The sequence below is a fragment of the Streptomyces seoulensis genome (assembly GCF_004328625.1).
Taxonomy (GTDB): Bacteria; Actinomycetota; Actinomycetes; order Streptomycetales; family Streptomycetaceae; genus Streptomyces; species Streptomyces seoulensis.
Map to the genome: position 1 here is coordinate 2780388 of NZ_CP032229.1, position 19863 is coordinate 2800250.

Genomic DNA, 19863 nt, shown 5'->3' on the forward strand with positions numbered 1-19863 from the left:
GACACATGGCCGACGCACACACCGCAGCAGACCTCGGGCCCCGCTTCGCCCGCGCCCTCGAAGCCGCCCGCGCGCCGGGCGGGGGCCCGGACCCGGCGCCGTACGCCGCGAACCTGATCGCCCGCTGGGCGGAGCCGCAGCGGCGCTATCACACGCTCGCCCACCTCACGGCGGTCCTCGACCGGGTCGACACGCTGGCGGAGTACGCCGACGACCCCGACCTCGTACGGCTGGCGGCCTGGTTCCACGACGCGGTGTACCTGCCGGACCGGTCGGAGAACGAGGAGCGTTCCGCGCGGCTGGCCGAGCGGGCGCTGACCGAGGCGGGGGTGCCGGTGGCGAAGGTCGCGGAGGTGGCCCGGCTGGTCCGGCTCACCGTCGGCCACGACCCGGCCGGGGACGACCGGAACGGGCAGGTGCTGTGCGACGCCGACCTGGCGATCCTGGCCTCGGCGCCGGCCGCGTACGCCGCGTACACGGCCGAGATCCGCGAGGAGTACCACTTCGTTCCGGGCGACGCCTTCCGCGAGGGGCGTTCGGCGGTGCTGCGCCAACTCCTCTCTCTGCCGCGGCTGTTCCACACCCCGTACGGGTCGGAGCACTGGGAGGCGACGGCCCGCTGGAACCTCGCGGGAGAGCTGGAAATGCTGTCGCCCTGAGTCAGGGCCCGCCCCTAGGGGGTGTCTTGTCGGTCAGGCCGGATGAGGGAGCGGCGTCTGGTGCCGTGCATCGCAAGGCGGAGGAGGGAGTCGATGCGGAGCATCGGGGACCGACGACAACGCGGCGAGGTGCGGTGCCAGGCGTCGCGAGCCCGGCGTGATCGACAAGAAACCCCCTAGGGTTCCGTCCATGCGAGCGATGAGCGGGGACCAGGTGACCGAGGCCGTGCGCGGCTGCGTGACGACGCTGCGGGCGGCGGTGGACCGGGACTGGACGGCGGTCCGCGCCGGAGGCGTTGAGTGGGACTGCCACGTCACCGCTCTGCACGTCGCCGAGTGCCTCCTCGCCTACGCCGGCAACCTCGTCGGACACGCGAAGGACGCGTACGTGCCCTTCGAGATGCGACTGGAGGACGGCACCGGCAACGACGGCCTGCTGCACGTCCTGGAGACCACCGGCGCGCTGCTCGCCGCCGCCGTGAACACCGCCGCGCCCGGTGACCGGGGCTTCCACCCGTACCCGTTCCGCAGCGCCGACGGCGAGGGGTTCGCGGCGATGGGGGTGGCGGAGGTGCTGCTGCACACCCATGACATGGCGCAGGGGCTCGGGCTGGAGTACGCGCCCGCCGAGAGCCTCGCCGACGCCGTGCTGACCTCGATCTTCCCGCACGTCCAGCCGGGTCCGGAAGCCTGGCCGACCCTGCTGTGGGCCACCGGGCGGGGCGAGCTGGCGGGCCGGCCGGCGGTGGACGGCTGGCGCTGGACCAACAACCTCGTCCTCCCCTCCGAACGCCTCACCCTCACCGGCCTGCGCCCGGCCGCCGCCCGCGATCTCCGCCTGGGCGGCGACGGCGGCTTCACCTGGCTCGGCGGCGCCCCCTACGAAGGCACCCGCGAGGCAGCCGGCTTCCTGGTCAAGGCATACGAAGCCGGCCTCCACCGCCCCGAGTTCGGCGTCTTCACCCTCGTCCGCACGGCGGACGGCCTGGCCGTCGGCGGCATCGGCTTCCACGGCACCCCCGACCCCGAGGGCCGCGTGGAAATCGGCTACGACCTCATCCCCGAGGCCCGCGGCCAGGGCTACGCCACGGAGGCGGTCCGCACCCTCACGGCCTGGGCGTCGGCCCGCGACGACGTCCACCAGATCGTAGCCACCGTCGAACCCGAAAACCCCGCCTCCGAACGCGTCCTCGCCCGCGCGGGCTTCCACCGAGCACCCGCAGAACAGGAGGAGACGGCCCGCAGGGAACACGGCATGGAGAGCGGGCTGCGGCTGTTCGTGTTCCGGGGCTGACCGCGTCAACTCACCGGTGTATAGGCCCCACTTGCGCACGGAGGAGCACTCATGGCCATAGGCCCGCTCATCGCGCTCATCGTCCCGCCGTGGCTGGTGGTGTCCGGTGTGTTCTGCTTCTTCATCGGCCGCAACTCGGGCTCGGCACGCATGGGCTGGCTCTTCTTCCTGCTCCTGGGCCCGCTCTCCATCGGTGCGGTCCTCGCCCTCAGCGGCGCGATCGTGGCCGCGATCGTCGCGGGAGTCGTGGCCGGTCTCGTCCTCATCCTGATGATCCTGGACCGGCACGGCGACGACCCGTCCCAACCGGACGCCGACTTCCTCACCGACTGACGGCGCACCGCCGCACTACGCCGGACCTAGGTCCCCTTGCGTCGGCGCAGCCCCGCCGTGTGCAGCAGGCGTACGACCTCGCGGCTGCGGACCTCCACCGCGCCCGCCGCCACCGCGTCGGCGTAGCGGTGGGACGGGATGTCGTAGTGGTCGCGTTCGAAGGCGCGCGGGGGGACGCCGAGGGCCGCGGCGAACAGGTGCAGCTCGTCGTAGGAGGCGTCGCTGATCAGGTGGGACCAGAGGCGGCCGTGGCCGGGCCAGGTGGGCGGGTCGATGTAGACGGTCACGCGGGGCCGGCCGTCACTTGGGGCTGTTCCCGTCCAGCGCCTTGGCGAGGGAGCCGACGGGGGCGACGTCCACCCCGGACTCGTGGCAGACCCAGTGCGGGTCGGGGCCCAGCTCCGGTTCCACGTCCAGCGCGTGCGGGTCGCCCGTGGCGCACACCGGGCACAGCGGCCAGCGGCCCTTCCGCTCCAGCAACGCGTCCTGTACGTCCTGCGCGACCAGGCCGGAGACGAAGGCGGCCCCCTCCGGCCACTGCTCCACCCACCAGCGGCGCTGCGCGAGCGACTCCTCCACCAGCGAGACCACGTCCGCCTCGGCCACGTCACCGGCCATGAGGTCGGCGAGCACCCGCGCACGGGCCGCGTGCAACGCCTGTTCGAGCGAGCTGACGGGATCTGTGGCGTCGTCCATGCCCCCCATTGTGCGCACTCTTGCCCCGCCTGCCGAACCGGAAATATCTTTCAGGGGTGACCCAGGACGTGAAGGAAACTTTCGGCAGCCCCGGCGGCTCGCTCGCCGCCAAGGTGCGCACCCTCACGCCGTCCATGACCCGGTCCATGCAGCGCGTGGCCGAGGCGGTCGCGGGCGACCCCGCCGGCTGCGCCGCCCTCACGGTCACCGGACTCGCGGAACTGACCGGCACCAGCGAGGCGACCGTCGTCCGTACCGCCCGCATCCTCGGTTACCCCGGCTACCGCGACCTGCGGCTCGCCCTCGCCGGCCTCGCCGCCCGCCAGGAGTCCGGCAGCGCGCCCGCGATCACCACGGACATCGCGGTGGACGACCCCCTGACCGACGTGGTCGCCAAGCTGGCCTACGAGGAGCAGCAGACCCTCGCCGACACCGCCGCCGGACTGGACACCGCCCAGCTCGGCGCGGCCGTCACCGCGCTGGCCGCCGCCCGCCGTACGGACGTGTACGGGATAGGGGCGTCCGGCCTGGTAGCCCAGGACCTCACCCAGAAGCTGCTGCGTATCGGCCTGGTCGCGCACGCGCCGGGCGACCCGCACCTCGCGGTGACCAACGCGGTGCAGCTCCGCGCGGGTGACGTGGCGATCGCCATCACCCACTCGGGCTCGACCGGCGACGTCATAGAGCCGCTGCGCACCGCCTTCGAGCGCGGCGCGGCCACCATCGCCATCACCGGCCGCCCCGACTCGCCCGTCACCCAGTACGCCGACCACGTGCTGACCACCGCCACCTCCCGGGAGAGCGAGCTGCGGCCCGCCGCGATGTCCTCCCGTACGGGTCAACTCCTGGTTGTGGACTGCCTGTTCGTGGGCGTGGCCCAGCGGACGTACGAGAGCGCGGCCCCCGCCCTGGCCGCGTCCTACGAGGCTCTGGCCCACCGGCACCGGAGCGCGACGCGTTAGCTTCCCTCTCATTCGGAACCCCACCGGAAAGAGCCGCACCAGATGACCGACTCCCTTCGCCTCCAGAGCGAGCTGGCCACCCTGACCACCGAGGCGTACCGGCCGGAGCTGGCCGGGATCGACCGACTCCCCACCCTGGACATCGCCCGGCTGATGAACGGCGGGGACACCGGTGTCCCCGCGGCCGTCGCCGCCCGGCTCCCGGAGATCGCCGCCGCCGTCGACGCCGTCGCCGACCGCATGGCGCGCGGCGGCCGCCTCGTCTACGCCGGTGCCGGTACGGCCGGACGGCTCGGCGTGCTGGACGCCTCCGAGTGCCCGCCCACCTTCAACACCGCCCCCGGCCAGGTCGTCGGCCTCATCGCGGGCGGCCCCGGCGCGCTGGTGACCTCCGTGGAGGGCGCGGAGGACTCCCCCGAGCTGGCCCGCGCCGACCTGGACGCGCTGAAGCTGACCCCGGACGACTCGGTGGTCGGCGTCTCCGCGTCCGGCCGTACCCCGTACGCGATCGGCGCGGTCGAGCACGCCCGCGCGGCCGGCGCCCTGACGGTGGGCCTGTCCTGCAACGCGCACAGCGCGCTGGCGGCCGCCGCCGAGCACGGCATCGAGGTGGTCGTCGGCCCCGAGCTGCTGGCCGGCTCGACCCGGCTGAAGGCGGGCACGGCGCAGAAGCTGGTCCTCAACATGCTGTCGACGATCACGATGATCCGCCTCGGCAAGACGTATGGGAACCTGATGGTCGACGTCCGCGCCTCCAACGCCAAGCTCCGCGCCCGCTCCCGGCGGATCGTGGCGCAGGCTACGGGCGCACCGGACGCGGACATCGAGCGCGCCCTGACGGAGGCGGACGGCGAGGTGAAGACCGCGATCCTGATCATCCTGGCGGGGGTGGACGGGGGTACGGCGACGCGCCTGCTGGAGGAGTCCGACGGACGGCTGCGGACGGCGCTGGCGAGGGCGGGCGCGTAGGCGTACCGCCTTCCGGAGGAGTCCCGCGCGCCGGACCGGCGGGGGTGGCGCAGGCTCGGAGCGTGCGCAACGACACCGCCACCGCCTCCGCCGTCCTCGCCCTGACGGGCGGTCCCGCCAACATCCGTCAGGTCACCCACTGCCTCACCCGGCTCCGCCTCACGCTCGCCGACCCGGCCGCCGTGGACGAGGGGGCGCTGCGCGCGCTGCCGGGGGTGCTCGGGGTGATCGGGGCGGGGACGCCGTCGCTCCAGGTGGTGCTGGGGCCGGGGGTGGTGGACACGGTGACGGCGGAGGTGGAGCGGCGGCTCGCGGTCGGCGCGGAGAGGAGTACGGAGGCCCCGGCTCCCGAGCCTCGTACGAAGAGGGCCGCCCCCGCCGCCCTCCGCCGCATCGCCGACATCTTCGTCCCCCTCATCCCGGCCCTCATCGGCTGCGGCATCCTCGCGGGCGTCAACGGCCTTCTCACGAACGCCGGTTGGCTGCCCGGACTCACCCCCGCGCTGGCCGCCATCGCCTCCGGGTTCATGGCGCTGATCGCGGTGTTCGTCGGCTACCAGACCGCGAAGGAGTTCGGCGGCACCCCGATCCTGGGCGGCGCGGTGGCCGCCGTGATCGTCCATCCGGGCGTGGCGAAGGTGACCGCGTTCGGCGTGCACCTCTCCCCCGGCCAGGGCGGAGTCCTCGGCGCGCTCGCCGCCGCCCTGCTCGCGACCCGGATCGAGAAGTGGTGCCGGGGACGCCTGCCCGGCGCGCTGGACGTCCTGTTCACCCCCACCGTCACCGTCCTGGTCGCGGGCCTCGCCACGCTGTACGGCCTGATGTACGCGGCCGGGGCCGTGGCCACCGCGATCGGCACCGGCGCGAACTGGCTGCTCACCACCACCGGGCCGTTCGCGGGCCTGGTCCTCGGCGGCCTGTTCCTCCCCCTCGTGATGCTCGGCCTGCACCAGGCCCTGATCCCCATCCACACCACCCTGATCGAGCAGCAGGGCTACACGGTCCTCCTCCCCCTGCTGGCCATGGCGGGCGCGGGCCAGGTCGGCGGCGCGCTCGCGGTGTACGTACGCATGCGCCACGACACCGCCCTGCGCACCACGATCCGCTCAGCGCTCCCGGCGGGCCTGCTGGGCGTGGGGGAACCCCTGATCTACGGCGTCTCGCTCCCCCTCGGCCGCCCCTTCGTCACCGCCTGCGTGGGCGGGGCGGCGGGCGGCGGGTTCGTCGGCTTCTTCGCCCTGCTCGGCGAGAAGGTCGGCGCCACCGCCATCGGCCCCTCCGGCTGGGCCCTCTTCCCCCTCCTCACCGGCAACCAGGGCCCCGCCCCGGCCATCGCCATCTACGCGGGCGGCCTCCTGACGGCCTACGCGACGGGCTTCGCGGCAACCCTCGCCTTCGGCTTCCGTCGGGGCACGACGAGCGGCACGACCCCACCGGTCCCCGACCGGACACCAGCCGGCTCGACCTGACACCCACTGCCCCGACGGCCCGCGCCGAGCTTCGCCACGGCCGTCGCCATCGGCTTCCGCCCCGACCGGCTCGGCCTGACGCCACGTCTCTCCGACGGGCGTAAGCGGCAACCCCCGCCGTCAGCCTTCCCAGCGGGTACGACACCGCAGGCCACCGGCCGAACACACCCCGGCCCCGCGTGACGCCAGCCCCTCCCCCTCGTTGCCCCTGACATGAAGAAGCTCCTGCTCGCCACCCTCGCCATCGCCGCGTCCTCCGCCGCCCTGGCCACCCCCGCCCACGCCGCCTCCGCCGACGACCACTGGACGGCCGAGGACACCACCGCCTGCGCGGCCGACCTCACCGTGGCCCCGGTGGTCAAGGCGGTCTCCCCCCTCCCGATGGCCGAACAGCCCCCCGCCTGCGGCAAGGGCAGCCTGCTGCACCACGGTTAGGCGTACTGCGCGAGCTGGATCAGGTTGCCGCAGGTGTCGTCCAGCACCGCGATGGTGACCGGCCCCGCCGACACCGGCTCCTGGGTGAAGCGCACCCCGAGCCCGCGCAGCCGGTCGTACTCGGCGCGGACGTCGTCCACGGCGAAGGAGGTGGCCGGGATGCCGTCGCCGTGCAGGGCGGCGGTGTACGGCTTGGCCGCGGGGTGGGCGTCCGGCTCCAGCAGCAGCTCGGTGCCGTCGGGCTGCTCGGGCGAGACCACGGTCAGCCAGCGGTACTCGCCGAGCGGCACGTCGGCCTTCTTCACGAAGCCGAGCACCTCGGTGTAGAAGCGCAGCGCCTTCTCCTGGTCGTCGACGAAGACGCTGGCCAGGTTGATCCTCACGGGTGCCCTCCAGAAGGGGTCGCGGAAACGTACTGCGGCCCGATCCTCGCGCATCCGGAGTCCCGGCGCGCGGGTGAGAAGCTGGAGGCATGAATCATGCCCAGCTCACCGCGCTCGGCCGTGCTCTCCGGCTCGTCGGGGAGCACGGGGAGGCGTTGGCCGCCGATACCCCGGACTCCCGGCTGCACGAGGTCAAGGCCGATCTGCGGCGGGCGCTGGACCTGCTGGACGAGAGTGTCTCGGCCGGCGTTCCCACCACCCGCTGCGCGGAGCATCCGCAGGGCCCGGTGGACGAGAGCGCGCCGGATCTGTGCCTGCTGTGCGAGACCCGTAGGAGGGCCGCCCGCAGGGCGGAGTACGGCGGGCAGGGCCGGGGCCCGGAGGCGCCCGCGACCGCCCCCTCCCGGTACGGCGTCCGCGCGGACCGCCCGCAGCCCCAGCAGCGCTGGCTCCCCGAGGCGTGGAACGGCCGCGAGTGGCAGCTGTGCGGCACCCCGCGCAGGGACCGCCGCGAGGCGGAGGCGTATCTCGCCGCCGCCCGCCGGGGTTCGCGCCCGGCGATGGCCTACCGTCTGGTCCACGAGTTCACCGACTACGAGGTGCTGCGCGTCTGGGGCACCCCTGCTCAGGTGGACATCGAACCGATGGGCAACCTGTAAGCGGAGGCAGCGGCATGGAGCAGCAGCTCAGCATGGTCACCCTGGGCGTCGAGGACCTGGCGACGAGCCGCCGTTTCTACAGCGAGGGCCTCGGCTGGACCCCGCTGCTGGACCTGGACGAGGTGGTCTTCTACCAGGTCGGCAAGGGCGTGGCGCTGGCGCTCTTCCCGCTGGCCGACCTGGCCGCCGACACCGGCGCCCCGGCCACCCCCGGCACCCCCTTCACCCTCGCGCGGAACCTCGGCTCACCCGCCGAGGTCGACGCGGCCGTGGCCCGCGCCCGCGAGGCCGGGGCGAACGTCCTCAAGGAGCCCCAGCGGGCGGCCTTCGGCGGCTATCACGCCTACTTCACCGACCCCGACGGCCACCGCTGGGAGATCTGCCACAACCCCGGCTGGTCGGTGGCGGAGGACGGCACGGTACGGCTGGCCGCGGTGGACCCGGAGAAGTGAACGCAAAGGCGCCGGGCGGAAGTTGACCCACCCGGCGCCTCAGGAACAGTGCCTCAGCTGAGCGAGCCCAGCGAAGCGGCGTCGTACGCCTTCAGCTCGTCGTACCGGCCGGACAGCACCTTCGCGGCCCACTCCGGGTCCTGGAGCAGCGCGCGGCCGATGGCGACCATGTCGTACTCCTCGCGCTCGAAGCCGTCGAGGAGGTCGTCGATGTTCTTGACCGGGGAGCCCTCGCCCTGGAACGCGCCCGTGAAGTCGCCGTCCAGGCCGACCGAGCCGACGGTGATGACCGGCTTGCCGGTGATCTTCTTGGTCCAGCCGGCCAGGTTGAGGTCGGAGCCCTCGAACTCCGGCTCCCAGTAGCGGCGGGTGGAGGCGTGGAAGACGTCGGCGCCGGCGGCGGAGATCGGGGCGAGGATCGCCTCCAGCTCCTCCGGGGTCTCGGCGAGACGCGCGGTGTAGTCCTGCTGCTTCCACTGCGAGTAGCGGAAGATGACCGGGAACTCGGCGGACACGCGCTCCCGCACGGCCGCGACGATCTCCGCGGCGAACTGCGCGCGGGCGACCGGGTCGCCGCCGTAGCCGTCGGTACGGCGGTTCATGCCCTCCCACAGGAACTGGTCCAGCAGGTAGCCGTGGGCGCCGTGGATCTCGACCCCGTCGAACCCGATGCGCTCGGCGTCGGCGGCGGCCTGCGCGAAGGCGCCGATCACGTCGTCGATGTCGGACTGCGTCATGGCCTTGCCCTTGGGCTCGGCACCCGCCTTGTGCACACCGGACGGGCCCATGGCGGGAGCGTCCTCGAACGGCGGCTCGCCCTGGCGGCGGACCATGCCGATGTGCCAGAGCTGCGGGACGATCGCGCCGCCCGCCGCGTGCACCTCGCTCGCGACCTTCGCCCACCCCGCGAGCTGCTCCTCACCGTGGAAGCGCGGCACGCTGTCGCTCTGGCCGGCCGAGTCGTGCCCGACGTACGTACCCTCGGTGACGATCAGGCCGACGCCGTTCGCGGCACGGCGGGAGTAGTACGACACCACGTCCTCACCGGGGATGCCGCCCGGGGAGAACATCCGGGTCATCGGCGCCATCGCGATCCGGTTCGGCACGGTGAGGCCGTTCAGCTGGATCGGGCGGGACAGGAGCTGGGCCGCGCGGCTGGCGGCGGACGTCGTGACGGTCACGTGGGGGGCTCCTCGGAGAACGGTGTCGGGTAGACCGGCTGGTATGTGTGCACGCAATGGTGCACGTAGTGAAACAACTGGTCCAGTCGCCTCTTCATTCCGCCCCGCCGGGCCGGGCGAGTGTGACCCCGGCCACGCCTGCTCATCACCCCAGCTCGACCCGCCCACGGGCATCCCGGTTCAGCGGCCGGACGCGCTCACGGAGCACATCGGCGGGGGCGGCCTCGCCCAGGCACTCCGGCGGCACGTCCCGCTCCCGGCCGCCACCGAGCGGCCGCAACGGGACCCGGCCCTCCGACCCGCCCCATGACCTCACCGAGCCGACCGTCACGAACGTCCGGCGCGTACGGGCCGAAGACCTGGGCGCCCTCGTCATCCACCCGCCCGCCCCGAGAGCGCGGCGGCGAGACGAGCGGCGACGTCGAGGTTGCAACTCCCCAGGTTCACAAGGGTGTTGCGCCCGCCGTACACGTCGGTCACGGGGTCGACGCGAAGCGAGGGCAGCACGATGCCCGGACCGAAGGACCTCGGCCCGGCGCCGTCACCGCGAGCGATGATCGGAGCGGAGCCGCGCCATGCGCGGGAGCGGATGGGACTGAGAACGGTGGGGTCGGCGGGCACGGGCATGACGGGCGACGCCTCAGCGGTACGGGGTTCGGGGCCGGTCCCGTGATCGCGCGCCTGGTGGGGCCACGACGAGGACGCTCTGCGCACCGAACTCACCACCTGGCTCGCCCGGTACGCCCCGGCCCGCTGGGACGACCCCCACTGGTGAGGCCCTCACGCCGACTCCCGCACCACCAGCTCCGGTTCGAAGATCAACGACGTAGCCCCCCTCCGCACCCCCCGGATCTCCTCGTCCAGCAGCCGGGCCATCGCCGCGGCCATCTCCTCCACCGGCTGTCGCACAGTGGTCAGGGCCGGGCGGCAGCCCAGTGCCGCGCTGGAGTCGTCGAAGCCGATCACCGCGACGTCGGTCGGGACGTGGCGGCCGTGTTCGCGGAGGACTTGGCAGGCGCCCTGGGCCATGAGGTCGTTGGCGGCGAAGACGCCGTCGAGGTCGGGGTGTTCGGCGAGCAGGGCGGACATCGCGGACGCGCCGGTGTCGAGGGTGAAGCCGCCTTCGGCGACCGGGACGGACGGGTACCCCCGGCGGGCCATCGTGTCGCGGAACCCGGCGAGACGTTCGCGGCTGGCGGCGACGTCGAGCGGGCCGGTGACGGTGCCGATGCGGCGGCAGCCGCGCGCGAGGAGGTGTTCGGCCGCGAGAGCCGCCCCGTCGCGGTGGGCGAGGTCGACATGGCTGAGCGGGACGGGGCGGGAGGGGCGGGCGAAGAGGACGGCGGGGAGGCCGGCCTCGGCGAGGAGGGAAGGCAGCGGGTCGTCGGCGTGGGTGGAGACGACGAGGGCGCCGTCGGCGCTGCCCTGCCGGAGGTCCGTCAGCACCTGGCGGCGGGTCTCCTCGGACTCGGCGAACATCAGGAGCGGGTGCATGGAGCGGGGGCGCAGATACCCCACCACGCCGCTGACCACCCGCCCGAAGAAGGGGTCGGCGAACACCCGCGTCGCGACCGCGTTGTGCACCTCCTCGGGGGTGTCCCCCGCGCCCGACACCACCAGCGCCACGGTCTGGCTGCGCCGGGTCACCAGCGAGCGGGCGGCCCGGTTGGGCGCGTACCCCGTCCGCTCGATGGCCCGGCGCACCGCCTCCTGGATGCCGGGGTCGACGTTGCGGACCCCGTTGACGACCCGCGAGACGGTCGCGCGGGAGACCCCCGCCTCCTGCGCGACATCCTCCAGCGTCGGGGCGTCTCTGCTCATCTCGGCACCCTAGCCGCCCGGCCGGTTCAGCCGTAGACCCCGAACTCGTAGAGCGAGTAGCCCCAACCGGTGCCCCGTGCGGTCCCGTTGACCCGTACGTAGCGGCCGGTCCCGGAGACGTCGAGGTCGTCGACGCCGCCGTTGCCGTCCGTGACGCTGCGGACGGTGGTCCAGTTCTGGCCGTCGTCCGAGGTCTGCACGGTGTAGGCCCGCGCGTAGGAGGTCTCCCAGACCAGCTGTACGTGCCGGAAGGAGGTCCGGGCGCCGAGGTCGACGCGGAGCCACTGGGGGTCGCTCCAGTCGCTGGCCCAGCGGGTGGCGAGGTTGCCGTCCACCGCGTTGGCTGCCGTGCAGGGGCAGTCCCCGCCGCCGGTCTGGGCCGAGGAGGCGGTCGCGGGCTTGCCCCGGGCGAGGTTCGTACCCGCCGGGACGGGCGGCACCACCCGGAAGGACCGGGTCTCGACGCCCACGTTGCCCTTGCCGTCCTTGGCCTTCACATAGATCTTCCAGACGCCCGGCCGGTCCGGCGCCGTCACCCGCAGCCGGCCGCCGCCGAGGTTGGTCGCGGGCAGCGTGACCAGCTGCTTGCTCTGGTCGATGTAGTTGCTGTTGTCCTGCACCTCGTACGTGATCGGGTCGCCCTCGGGATCGGTGGCCTTGACCGCGAGGGTGAGGTCACCGCCCGCCGGGACCTTGGAGGCGTCCCCCTCGATGCTCAGGTCGGAGATCACCGGCGGGGTGTCGTCCCGCGAGGTGTCCCCGCCGTACGCCCGCTTCACCGCGTAGTACGACAGCCGCTTCTCCCCGGCGGGCAGCAGGTTGAACCAGATGCCGCCGAAGTCGTACTCGGTGCCGTAGTGGAACATCGTGGCGCCCAGCGCGACACCCCGGTGCCCGGTGACGCAGTTCCACGCCCGGGTGTACCCGTCGGCCTTGGCCCGGTCGGTGGGCTCGGCGGGGACCCCGTTCGCGTCGTCGGGCACCTCCCACTCCCCGGCCGGACCGGTCTCGGTGACGATGTAGGGCTTGGTGTAACCACCCTGCTGCCAGGCCGACTTGACGTCACACACCGCGTTGTAGGCGTTGACGGCGTAGAGGTCGAGGTCGGGCGCGTTCTTCTTGTAGTAGGGCCACGCGCCGGTCCACGCGTCGGTCGAGGTGACCGGGTGGTTGGGGTCGACGGCGTGGATCTTCCTGGTGATGTCGTTGACGAGCGTCATGTACGCGTTCCGCTGGCGCTCCAGCTCGTCGCCGCTGTAGCAGTTCTGCAGGCCCAGTACGGACTCGTTGCCGACGTTCCACATCAGCACGCCGGGGTTGTCCTTGTAGGTGGCGGCCCACTGCGGGAACTCGCTGAGCACCTGGTTCTTGTACGTGGTGTCCGTCAGGTAGTTCACGCAGCCGCCGCTGCCGGGGCCGCCGCCCGGTTGCAGCCAGAACCCGGCGATCACCTTGACGCCCTGCGCGGCGGCCGCGTCGAAGAGCGGTTTGCTGGAGGCGTCGGTGCCCCAGGTGCGCACGGTGTTGACGCCCATCGACTTCAGGTCGGGCATGTAGCGCGAGGCGTCGGCGGTGGACGGCCCCCAGGTGAGGCCCTTGATCTGGTACGGGCTGCCGTCGACGGTCAGCTGCCAGTTGCCCTGCGTACCGGTGACCCGGACGACGGAGCCCGCGGCGTGTGCGGGCGGGGCGGGCAGGGCGACGAGGGCTCCGGCGGCGAGCAGGCTCGCGGTGAGGGGTGCCGTGACACGGGATGCGGTCATGAGTGTCCGTCCGGTGTGCGGGTGGGGGGGAGGTGCCGGGGTCCCGCCGGCCGGGCCGTGTACCGGCCGGCGGGAGGGGTGCGTCAGGGGAGCCGGTAGTTCGCGTCCAGGGCCGCGCCCGCCTCGGGGTGCGTCTGGTCGTAGCCCCGGGCGTCGCACTGGAGCGCGCCGACCACGCAGTGGTCCACCAGCGCCTTGAGGGTGGGTGCGTCCCACGCGTTGAAGAAGTCGTAGTGGAACGAGTAGCCCGCCCCGCTGGACAGCTTCACCTGGCTCATGTCCCCGTTGACCGGGAACGCCATCTTGAACTCGATCATCGGCAGGGCGACCGGGTGGTCGTCCGGGCAGATGTTGTTGTTGGTGCCGGGGTTGACCACCGGGTACGCCATGTGGCTCTGGTGGTTCGGGGTGTCCAGATACTTGCCGTCCCAGCAACTGGGCGCCTGGAAACGGATGTTGAGCTGGACGTCGGCCCGGTTCGGGCACTGGGCGGGGAAGTCGGTGTTGAAGTAGCTGTCACCGCACTCCCAGCCCTCCACGAAGCCGCGGTGGGCGCGGAACTCGGCCGCCGACTGCATCGGGCTGCCGACGACGAAGCGCAGCCCCTTGGGGAAGGGCCGCACGCTGGTGTAGTCGGTGACACCCGCCTTGTAGTAGATGGTCTGCGGGCCGACCGGCAGCACCGGCGTACCGCCCTTGAGCAGGGTCGGCATCCAGTAGGCCGACCTGTCGCCGGGCGCCTTGCAGGTGGTGTTGCCGGCGTCGAGCGAGGCGGTGGTGCTGGCCGCGTTGGTGGTGGTGTTGCCCATGAAGGTGTGGTCGTGCGACTTGCCCGGCTGGCCGGGGTAGACGATCGGGTCGTCCGGGCGGGTGTGGGTCACCGAGCAGTTCGCCTGGAACTCGTGGAAGTACCGGTGCGGTGGCTCGGCCTTGGAGGGGACGACCCCGGTCACCGGCGGGTTCGCCGGGATGTACCCGTCGCCGTCCGGGTCCTCCGGCGAGGACTGCGTGGAGACGGGCATCGCGTGGCCCGCGTGGACCTGGCCCGCGACCGGGTCGGCGCTCATCGCCACCCCGGTCAGGCCGAGCGAGGTGAGCAGCAGCGCGCCGGACACCAGTAATCCTGAGAAGAGCTTCGATCTCCGTGCCATGGAGACCTCCTGCCACGTCGATGGGGACGGTGGGGGTCGGGCGGCCGGGACCGGCGAGGGGGAGGCGACGCCGTCCGCGACCGTCCGCGTGACGGTCCATCACATGTGCCGTGGAATCCGGGAGAGCGCTCTCCCGTCGTGGAGTGTTGTGGCGGTCACCGGGGGTGTCAAGGGAGGCGGCGGAAACCGGGTGGGCCCCCGGGAACGCCGAAGGGCGGCACCTCCCGTGAGGGAAGTGCCGCCCTGGCGAAGGACGGTTGATCCAGAAGGATCAGAAGTCCATGTCACCGCCCGGCATGCCGCCCGGAGCGGCCGCGGCGGCCTTCTCCGGCTTGTCGGCGATGACGGCCTCGGTGGTGAGGAACAGCGCGGCGATGGAGGCCGCGTTCTGCAGCGCGGAGCGCGTGACCTTCGCCGGGTCGATGATGCCCTCGGCGATCATGTCGACGTACTCGCCGGTCGCGGCGTTCAGGCCGTTGCCGACGGGCAGGTTGCGGACCTTCTCCACGACGACGCCGCCCTCGAGACCACCGTTGACGGCGATCTGCTTCAGCGGGGCCTCCAGCGCGAGCTTGACCGCGTTGGCACCGGTCGCCTCGTCGCCCGTGAGCTCCAGCTTGTCGAAGACCTGGCCGGCCTGCAGCAGGGCCACGCCACCACCGGCGACGATGCCCTCCTCGACGGCCGCCTTGGCGTTGCGCACGGCGTCCTCGATGCGGTGCTTGCGCTCCTTGAGCTCCACCTCGGTGGCGGCACCGGCCTTGATGACCGCGACGCCGCCCGCGAGCTTCGCCAGGCGCTCCTGGAGCTTCTCGCGGTCGTAGTCCGAGTCGCTGTTCTCGATCTCGGCGCGGATCTGGTTCACGCGGCCCTGCACCTGCTCCGAGGAGCCGGCGCCGTCCACGATCGTGGTCTCGTCCTTGGTGACGACGACCTTGCGGGCGCGGCCCAGCAGGTCCAGGGAGGCGTTCTCCAGCTTGAGACCGACCTCCTCGGAGATGACCTCGCCACCGGTGAGGATGGCGATGTCGCCGAGCATGGCCTTGCGGCGGTCGCCGAAGCCCGGGGCCTTGACGGCGACGGACTTGAAGGTGCCGCGGATCTTGTTGACCACCAGGGTGGAGAGGGCCTCGCCCTCGACGTCCTCGGCGATGATCAGCAGCGGCTTGCCCGACTGCATGACCTTCTCCAGCAGCGGGAGCAGGTCCTTGACCGAGGAGATCTTGGAGTTGGCGATGAGGATGTACGGGTCCTCCAGCACCGCCTCCATGCGCTCCATGTCGGTCGCGAAGTAGGCGGAGATGTAGCCCTTGTCGAAGCGCATGCCCTCGGTGAGCTCGAGCTCCAGACCGAAGGTGTTGCTCTCCTCGACGGTGATGACACCTTCCTTGCCGACCTTGTCCATCGCCTCGGCGATGAGCTCGCCGATCTGGGTGTCGGCGGCGGAGATGGAGGCGGTGGAGGCGATCTGCTCCTTGGTCTCCACATCCTTGGCCTGCTCCAGCAGGGCGGTGGAGACGGCCTCGACGGCCTTCTCGATGCCGCGCTTGAGGGCCATCGGGTTGGCGCCGGCGGCCACGTTGCGCAGGCCCTCCTTGACCAGGGCCTGGGCCAGCACGGTCGCGGTGGTCGTACCGTCGCCGGCGACGTCGTCCGTCTTCTTGGCGACTTCCTTGACCAGCTCGGCGCCGATCTTCTCGTACGGGTCCTCGAGCTCGATCTCCTTGGCGATGGAGACACCATCGTTGGTGATCGTGGGGGCGCCCCACTTCTTCTCGAGGACGACGTTGCGGCCCTTGGGGCCGAGCGTCACCTTGACGGCGTCCGCGAGCTGGTTCATGCCGCGCTCGAGGCCGCGCCGCGCCTCCTCGTCGAACGCGATGATCTTGGCCATGTGAAGTGGTCCCTCCAGGACTGGGGGTGATTCCTTCGGACCGCGCCCGCGCCCGCGACGGACGGCTCGCCGGCCTCGTGGTTCCTTGCCCCACCCGGCCTGCGGGCCTCACCGACCCGGTCCTTCGTTGTCACTCTCACCTTCAGAGTGCTAACGCAATGATTAGCACTCACCCAGGGCGAGTGCAAGCGCCTTCGGGGGATCAGGACGGGACTTAACAGGACGAAGGGCCCGCACCCTGACGGGTACGAGCCCTGCGCTTGGCTGGAGTCGTTCAGGCGGTGACGCGAACCATGTCGGCCTGCGGGCCCTTCTGACCCTGCGAGATCTCGAACTCGACCCGCTGACCCTCTTCCAGGCTGCGGTAGCCGTCCATCTGAATCGCGCTGTAGTGGACGAAGACGTCCGCACCACCGTCGACCGCGATGAAGCCGTACCCCTTCTCCGCGTTGAACCACTTGACGGTGCCCTGAGCCATGGCTAACTCCCCTATTACTGGCCCTTGCGCAGATCCACACCTCGTGAACCTGGGTCAGACCTCGCCCCCCAATCGGTCGGGGGCGTGCGCCGGAACGCGTCGACCGCGGCTGAATGTATCTGTCCAACTGCCGTCTGCAACAGGTCAATCGGACGAGAATTCTGGACGGACACAGTCCGGAATCTGCCGCAACTTCGGCTGAATTCGGGGCAAGTCGGGCCCCATAAATGCAACAAATGCCGCACATTACCCGCACATTTTGGCTACTTCTTGTCGGGCAGGCGGCATGAATCAAGGGCGCCCATCTCGCCGGAGCGGGAGCGCGTTCCCCAACTCTACCGCGCTCAATCACGCAGAATGGCCCCCTCCGTTTGTCTTGCGAAGGGGGCCATGGAGCGGGCCATTACCGAGGGTAAATTTCAGCCCCCGGCAACCGCCGGAATGATGGAGATGCCCGCGCCGTCGGGCGTGGCGGTCTGAAGTCCGCCCTCGAAACGCACGTCGTCGTCATTGACGTAGACATTCACGAACCGGCGCAGCCTGCCCTGGTCGTCCAGGACGCGGGCGGCGATGCCCGAGTGGTGCTTCTCCAGGTCCTCGATGACCTCCGCGAGCGTGCCGCCCTCGGCGGTGACCTCGGCCTGCCCGCCGGTGTAGGTGCGCAGGATGGTCGGGATGCGAACGGTCACGCTCATGCGAGGCCAGCCTCTCGGAAGGAGTCCAGGTTCGGGCGGATGGTCGCGGTCAGACCGGTGCCGGCGACCGCGTCCAGTGTCTTGAGGCCGTCGCCGGTGTTGAGGACGACGGTGGTCAGCGAGGGGTCCAGCGCGCCGGACTCGATCAGCTTGGCGGTGACGCCGACCGTCACCCCGCCCGCCGTCTCGGCGAAGATGCCCTCGGTCCGGGCGAGCAGCTTGATGGCGTCGACGATCTGCGGGTCCGTCACGTCCTCCACCGCGCCACCGGTACGGCGCGCGATGTCCAGCACGTACGGCCCGTCGGCCGGGTTGCCGATGGCGAGGGACTTGGCGATGGTGTCCGGCTTCTGCGGCCGCACCACGTCATGGCCCGCCTTGTACGCGGCCGACACCGGCGAGCAGCCCTCCGCCTGGGCGCCGAAGATCTTGTACGGCTTGTCCTCGACCAGGCCGAGCGCGATCAGCTCCTTCAGCCCCTTGTCGATCTTGGTGAGCTGGGAGCCGGAGGCGATCGGCACCACGAGCTGGTCGGGCAGCCGCCAGCCGAGCTGCTCGCAGATCTCGTACGCGAGCGTCTTGGAGCCCTCGGCGTAGTACGGCCTGAGGTTGACGTTGACGAAGCCCCAGCCCTCGCCGGCCGGGTCGCCGATCAGCTCGGAGCAGAAGCGGTTCACGTCGTCGTAGTTGCCCTCGATGCCGACCAGCTCACCGCCGTAGACGGCGGCCATGACGACCTTGCCCTGCTCCAGGTCGTGCGGGATGAACACGCAGGAGCGCAGCCCCGCGCGGGCGGCGGCGGCACCGACCGCGCCGGCCAGGTTGCCGGTGGAGGAGCAGGAGAGGGTGGTGAAGCCGAAGGCGCGGGCCGCCTCCAGCGCCTGGGCGACGACGCGGTCCTTGAAGGAGTGCGTCGGGTTGCCGGAGTCGTCCTTCACGAACAGCCCTCCGGTGACGCCGAGTTCGGCCGCCAGACGGCCGGCCTTCACCAGCGGGGTCCAGCCGGGGTTGAGGTTCGGCTTGTCGGCCACGTCGGCGGGGACGGGCAACAGCGGGGCGTAGCGCCAGATGTTCGCCGGGCCGGACTCGATGCGGGCCCGGAGCTTCTCGGTGTCGTACGCGGAGAAGTCGTAGGCGATCTCCAGCGGTCCGAAGCACTCCTCGCAGGCGAAGACGGGACCGAGCGGGACGCGGTGTCCGCACTCCCGGCAGCTCAGGGCGGCGGCGGGTCCGAGATCGACGGCGGGGGTGGCGACAGTCTGCACAGCCATGGAGGCGAGGCCCTTTCTCCTCATCTTTCCCACGACGCATCTCGCCGTGAGACGGATTTGGCACCTTCCCTAGCCGGGAGCCTCGCGCGTGCGGCGGTGTGTCGCGCACGGGAGACCGGCTGGAGGGTTGCCGGGGCTTCATCGGGCCGTTTCCCTCTGCCCCTCTGGATGAGCGGTATTCGGTTGTGAACGCCGTCCGACCTCGACATGCGATGGTCATCGGCGTTGTTCAAGACTGTAACCGAAGGCCAGGAGAGTTGAAGGTGTCGTCCGAACCGCGAGATGGATCAGACAGTGAGGAGCCGCGGATCATGCTGGAGGAAACCGAGCGCTGGCTGGCCACCCACTCCTGGTCCGTGGCCGACCGCCCGCTGCACCGCGTGCTGGCCGCCAAGCAGCGGTCAGGGCAGCGCGTCTCCGTGGTGCTGCCCGCGCTGAACGAGGAGGCGACGGTCGGTGACATCGTCTCCGTGATCCGCCACGACCTGGTCTTCCAGGCGCCGCTGGTGGACGAGATAGTCGTGGTGGACTCCGGGTCCACCGACCGCACCGCCGAGGTGGCCGCGGCGGCGGGGGCGCGGGTGGTGCACCGGGACGAGATCCTGCCCCGGCTGCCCGCGATGCCCGGCAAGGGCGAGGTGCTGTGGCGCTCGCTGCTGGCGACCAGCGGCGACATCGTCGCCTTCGTCGACGCCGACCTGCGCGAGTTCTCGTCCGACTTCGTGCTCGGGATCGTCGGCCCGCTGCTCACCGATCCGGGGATCGACCTGGTCAAGGCGATGTACGACCGTCCGCTGGGCGGCGCCGCCGGGCAGGGCGGCCGGGTGACCGAGCTGATGGCCCGCCCGCTGCTGAACATGCACTGGCCGCAGCTCGCCGGGTTCGTGCAGCCCCTGGGCGGGGAGTACGCGGCCCGGCGCTCCCTGCTGGAGCGGCTGCCGTTCCCGGTGGGGTACGGGGTCGAGCTGGGCATGCTGGTGGACTCGCTGCATCTGGTCGGGCTGGACGCGCTGGCCCAGGTGGACGTCGGCGTGCGCAGGCACCGGCACCAGGACGGGCAGGCGCTCGGCCGGATGTCCGCCGCGATCTACCGCACGGCGCAGCTCCGGCTGGCGCGCGGGCATCTGGTGCGGCCGGCGCTGACCCAGTTCGAGCGGGGGGTGAGCGGGTTCGAGCCGCGTACCTACTCGGTGGACACCGAGGAGCGGCCGCCGATGGCGGAGATCGCGGAGTACGCGGAGCGGCGGGTGGCGTGAGAGTGGCCGTATACGGTCCGGCTCGCCGGTCGCGCGTACGTT

23 protein-coding genes and 1 riboswitch are annotated in these 19863 nt (G+C 71.9%); of the genes, 10 read left to right on the forward strand and 13 right to left on the reverse strand.

Annotated elements, in window-relative coordinates; all coding sequences use genetic code 11:
- Positions 1 to 5: 5 nt before the first annotated feature.
- The 3 genes from D0Z67_RS12835 to D0Z67_RS12845 all read left to right on the forward strand — a co-directional run bounded on the left by D0Z67_RS12835 (position 6) and on the right by D0Z67_RS12845 (position 2286).
- Positions 6 to 659 carry an HD domain-containing protein gene (locus tag D0Z67_RS12835; RefSeq protein WP_031184057.1) on the forward strand — a complete coding sequence of 218 codons (654 nt, stop codon included), beginning with the start codon at positions 6 to 8 and terminating at the stop codon, positions 657 to 659.
- 190 nt (positions 660 to 849) lie between these two features.
- The gene (locus tag D0Z67_RS12840; protein ID WP_244942366.1) at positions 850 to 1953 is read left to right on the forward strand and encodes a GNAT family N-acetyltransferase; all 1104 of its coding nucleotides are present in this window, start codon (positions 850 to 852) and stop codon (positions 1951 to 1953) included.
- Between the two features lie 51 nt (positions 1954 to 2004).
- Positions 2005 to 2286, forward strand: a complete 282-nt coding sequence (locus D0Z67_RS12845; RefSeq protein ID WP_031184055.1) for a hypothetical protein — start codon at positions 2005 to 2007, stop codon at positions 2284 to 2286.
- A gap of 26 nt (positions 2287 to 2312) precedes the next feature.
- Here D0Z67_RS12845 and D0Z67_RS12850 read toward each other — a convergent pair whose 3' ends face one another.
- The gene (locus D0Z67_RS12850) at positions 2313 to 2573 is read right to left on the reverse strand and encodes a DUF4031 domain-containing protein (protein ID WP_031184054.1); all 261 of its coding nucleotides are present in this window, start codon (positions 2571 to 2573) and stop codon (positions 2313 to 2315) included.
- Between the two features lie 13 nt (positions 2574 to 2586).
- Positions 2587 to 2982 carry a hypothetical protein gene (locus D0Z67_RS12855; protein WP_031184053.1) on the reverse strand — a complete coding sequence of 132 codons (396 nt, stop codon included), beginning with the start codon at positions 2980 to 2982 and terminating at the stop codon, positions 2587 to 2589.
- 56 nt (positions 2983 to 3038) lie between these two features.
- Between D0Z67_RS12855 and D0Z67_RS12860 the strand changes: the two genes are divergently transcribed.
- From D0Z67_RS12860 to D0Z67_RS12875, 4 genes are all read left to right on the forward strand, one after another.
- Complete coding sequence (locus tag D0Z67_RS12860) at positions 3039 to 3944, forward strand: MurR/RpiR family transcriptional regulator (RefSeq protein ID WP_031184052.1); 906 nt, start codon at positions 3039 to 3041, stop codon at positions 3942 to 3944.
- Between the two features lie 42 nt (positions 3945 to 3986).
- On the forward strand, positions 3987 to 4913 hold the full coding sequence (gene murQ, locus D0Z67_RS12865) for an N-acetylmuramic acid 6-phosphate etherase (RefSeq protein WP_031184051.1): 927 nt from the start codon (positions 3987 to 3989) through the stop codon (positions 4911 to 4913).
- Between the two features lie 62 nt (positions 4914 to 4975).
- Positions 4976 to 6382 (forward strand): PTS transporter subunit EIIC, encoded by a 1407-nt coding sequence (locus D0Z67_RS12870; protein WP_031184050.1) that lies wholly within the window; start codon positions 4976 to 4978, stop codon positions 6380 to 6382.
- Positions 6383 to 6595: 213 nt separating this feature from the next.
- Complete coding sequence (locus D0Z67_RS12875; RefSeq protein WP_031184049.1) at positions 6596 to 6817, forward strand: hypothetical protein; 222 nt, start codon at positions 6596 to 6598, stop codon at positions 6815 to 6817.
- Here the strand turns inward: D0Z67_RS12875 and D0Z67_RS12880 are convergent.
- Positions 6814 to 7200 (reverse strand): VOC family protein, encoded by a 387-nt coding sequence (locus D0Z67_RS12880; protein ID WP_031184048.1) that lies wholly within the window; start codon positions 7198 to 7200, stop codon positions 6814 to 6816. The two genes, D0Z67_RS12875 and D0Z67_RS12880, sit on opposite strands and share 4 nt — an antisense overlap.
- Positions 7201 to 7289: 89 nt before the next feature.
- Here D0Z67_RS12880 and D0Z67_RS12885 point away from each other — a divergent pair, with 89 nt between their 5' ends.
- Together D0Z67_RS12885 and D0Z67_RS12890 are read left to right on the forward strand one after the other, a co-directional pair.
- Positions 7290 to 7859, forward strand: a complete 570-nt coding sequence (locus tag D0Z67_RS12885; protein WP_031184047.1) for a hypothetical protein — start codon at positions 7290 to 7292, stop codon at positions 7857 to 7859.
- Positions 7860 to 7873: 14 nt separating this feature from the next.
- On the forward strand, positions 7874 to 8311 hold the full coding sequence (locus D0Z67_RS12890; RefSeq protein ID WP_031184046.1) for a VOC family protein: 438 nt from the start codon (positions 7874 to 7876) through the stop codon (positions 8309 to 8311).
- A 53-nt stretch (positions 8312 to 8364) separates the two neighbouring features.
- On the opposite strand, the gene D0Z67_RS12895 is transcribed toward D0Z67_RS12890, so the two are convergent.
- The 10 genes from D0Z67_RS12895 to thrC form a co-directional block, all read right to left on the reverse strand.
- Positions 8365 to 9492: an NADH:flavin oxidoreductase gene (locus D0Z67_RS12895; RefSeq protein WP_031184045.1), complete on the reverse strand. Its 1128-nt coding sequence runs from the start codon at positions 9490 to 9492 to the stop codon at positions 8365 to 8367.
- Positions 9493 to 9637: 145 nt separating this feature from the next.
- Entirely contained in the window at positions 9638 to 9808 is a 171-nt protein-coding gene (locus D0Z67_RS29665) for a hypothetical protein (RefSeq protein WP_165507335.1), read from the reverse strand.
- Positions 9809 to 9864: 56 nt separating this feature from the next.
- Positions 9865 to 10119 carry a hypothetical protein gene (locus tag D0Z67_RS30560; protein ID WP_158713918.1) on the reverse strand — a complete coding sequence of 85 codons (255 nt, stop codon included), beginning with the start codon at positions 10117 to 10119 and terminating at the stop codon, positions 9865 to 9867.
- A 153-nt stretch (positions 10120 to 10272) separates the two neighbouring features.
- Positions 10273 to 11313 carry a LacI family DNA-binding transcriptional regulator gene (locus D0Z67_RS12905; RefSeq protein WP_031184044.1) on the reverse strand — a complete coding sequence of 347 codons (1041 nt, stop codon included), beginning with the start codon at positions 11311 to 11313 and terminating at the stop codon, positions 10273 to 10275.
- A gap of 26 nt (positions 11314 to 11339) precedes the next feature.
- Complete coding sequence (locus D0Z67_RS12910; protein WP_031184043.1) at positions 11340 to 13076, reverse strand: discoidin domain-containing protein; 1737 nt, start codon at positions 13074 to 13076, stop codon at positions 11340 to 11342.
- 83 nt (positions 13077 to 13159) lie between these two features.
- Positions 13160 to 14227 carry a DUF1996 domain-containing protein gene (locus tag D0Z67_RS12915; RefSeq protein WP_031184042.1) on the reverse strand — a complete coding sequence of 356 codons (1068 nt, stop codon included), beginning with the start codon at positions 14225 to 14227 and terminating at the stop codon, positions 13160 to 13162.
- 271 nt (positions 14228 to 14498) lie between these two features.
- Positions 14499 to 16121, reverse strand: coding sequence for a chaperonin GroEL (gene groL, locus D0Z67_RS12920; RefSeq protein ID WP_031184041.1), 1623 nt, complete (start codon positions 16119 to 16121; stop codon positions 14499 to 14501).
- Between the two features lie 274 nt (positions 16122 to 16395).
- Positions 16396 to 16599 carry a cold-shock protein gene (locus D0Z67_RS12925; RefSeq protein ID WP_009189266.1) on the reverse strand — a complete coding sequence of 68 codons (204 nt, stop codon included), beginning with the start codon at positions 16597 to 16599 and terminating at the stop codon, positions 16396 to 16398.
- A gap of 419 nt (positions 16600 to 17018) precedes the next feature.
- Positions 17019 to 17294 carry a MoaD/ThiS family protein gene (locus D0Z67_RS12930; protein ID WP_031184040.1) on the reverse strand — a complete coding sequence of 92 codons (276 nt, stop codon included), beginning with the start codon at positions 17292 to 17294 and terminating at the stop codon, positions 17019 to 17021.
- A complete protein-coding gene (gene thrC, locus D0Z67_RS12935) occupies positions 17291 to 18565 on the reverse strand; it encodes a threonine synthase (protein ID WP_031184039.1) in 1275 nt (424 codons plus the stop codon). The genes D0Z67_RS12930 and thrC overlap by 4 nt, the downstream gene beginning before the upstream one ends.
- Positions 18566 to 18582: 17 nt before the next feature.
- Positions 18583 to 18740: riboswitch (SAM riboswitch) on the reverse strand.
- Between the two features lie 136 nt (positions 18741 to 18876).
- Here thrC and D0Z67_RS12940 point away from each other — a divergent pair.
- The gene (locus tag D0Z67_RS12940; protein ID WP_031184038.1) at positions 18877 to 19821 is read left to right on the forward strand and encodes a glucosyl-3-phosphoglycerate synthase; all 945 of its coding nucleotides are present in this window, start codon (positions 18877 to 18879) and stop codon (positions 19819 to 19821) included.
- The last annotated feature ends 42 nt before the right edge of the window (positions 19822 to 19863 follow it).

Excerpts from the sequence above, each read along its gene's own strand:
- D0Z67_RS12835 (WP_031184057.1), top strand. The coding sequence starts at position 6 with ATGGCCGACGCACACACCGCAGCAGACCTCGGGCCCCGCTTCGCCCGC.
- D0Z67_RS12840 (WP_244942366.1), top strand. The coding sequence starts at position 850 with ATGCGAGCGATGAGCGGGGACCAGGTGACCGAGGCCGTGCGCGGCTGC.
- D0Z67_RS12845 (WP_031184055.1), top strand. The coding sequence starts at position 2,005 with ATGGCCATAGGCCCGCTCATCGCGCTCATCGTCCCGCCGTGGCTGGTG.
- D0Z67_RS12855 (WP_031184053.1), bottom strand. The coding sequence starts at position 2,982 with ATGGACGACGCCACAGATCCCGTCAGCTCGCTCGAACAGGCGTTGCAC.
- murQ (WP_031184051.1), top strand. The coding sequence starts at position 3,987 with ATGACCGACTCCCTTCGCCTCCAGAGCGAGCTGGCCACCCTGACCACC.
- D0Z67_RS12875 (WP_031184049.1), top strand. The coding sequence starts at position 6,596 with ATGAAGAAGCTCCTGCTCGCCACCCTCGCCATCGCCGCGTCCTCCGCC.
- D0Z67_RS12885 (WP_031184047.1), top strand. The coding sequence starts at position 7,290 with ATGAATCATGCCCAGCTCACCGCGCTCGGCCGTGCTCTCCGGCTCGTC.
- D0Z67_RS12890 (WP_031184046.1), top strand. The coding sequence starts at position 7,874 with ATGGAGCAGCAGCTCAGCATGGTCACCCTGGGCGTCGAGGACCTGGCG.
- D0Z67_RS30560 (WP_158713918.1), bottom strand. The coding sequence starts at position 10,119 with ATGCCCGTGCCCGCCGACCCCACCGTTCTCAGTCCCATCCGCTCCCGC.
- D0Z67_RS12905 (WP_031184044.1), bottom strand. The coding sequence starts at position 11,313 with ATGAGCAGAGACGCCCCGACGCTGGAGGATGTCGCGCAGGAGGCGGGG.
- D0Z67_RS12910 (WP_031184043.1), bottom strand. The coding sequence starts at position 13,076 with ATGACCGCATCCCGTGTCACGGCACCCCTCACCGCGAGCCTGCTCGCC.
- D0Z67_RS12915 (WP_031184042.1), bottom strand. The coding sequence starts at position 14,227 with ATGGCACGGAGATCGAAGCTCTTCTCAGGATTACTGGTGTCCGGCGCG.
- groL (WP_031184041.1), bottom strand. The coding sequence starts at position 16,121 with ATGGCCAAGATCATCGCGTTCGACGAGGAGGCGCGGCGCGGCCTCGAG.
- D0Z67_RS12925 (WP_009189266.1), bottom strand. The coding sequence starts at position 16,599 with ATGGCTCAGGGCACCGTCAAGTGGTTCAACGCGGAGAAGGGGTACGGC.
- D0Z67_RS12930 (WP_031184040.1), bottom strand. The coding sequence starts at position 17,294 with ATGAGCGTGACCGTTCGCATCCCGACCATCCTGCGCACCTACACCGGC.
- thrC (WP_031184039.1), bottom strand. The coding sequence starts at position 18,565 with ATGGCTGTGCAGACTGTCGCCACCCCCGCCGTCGATCTCGGACCCGCC.
- D0Z67_RS12940 (WP_031184038.1), top strand. The coding sequence starts at position 18,877 with ATGCTGGAGGAAACCGAGCGCTGGCTGGCCACCCACTCCTGGTCCGTG.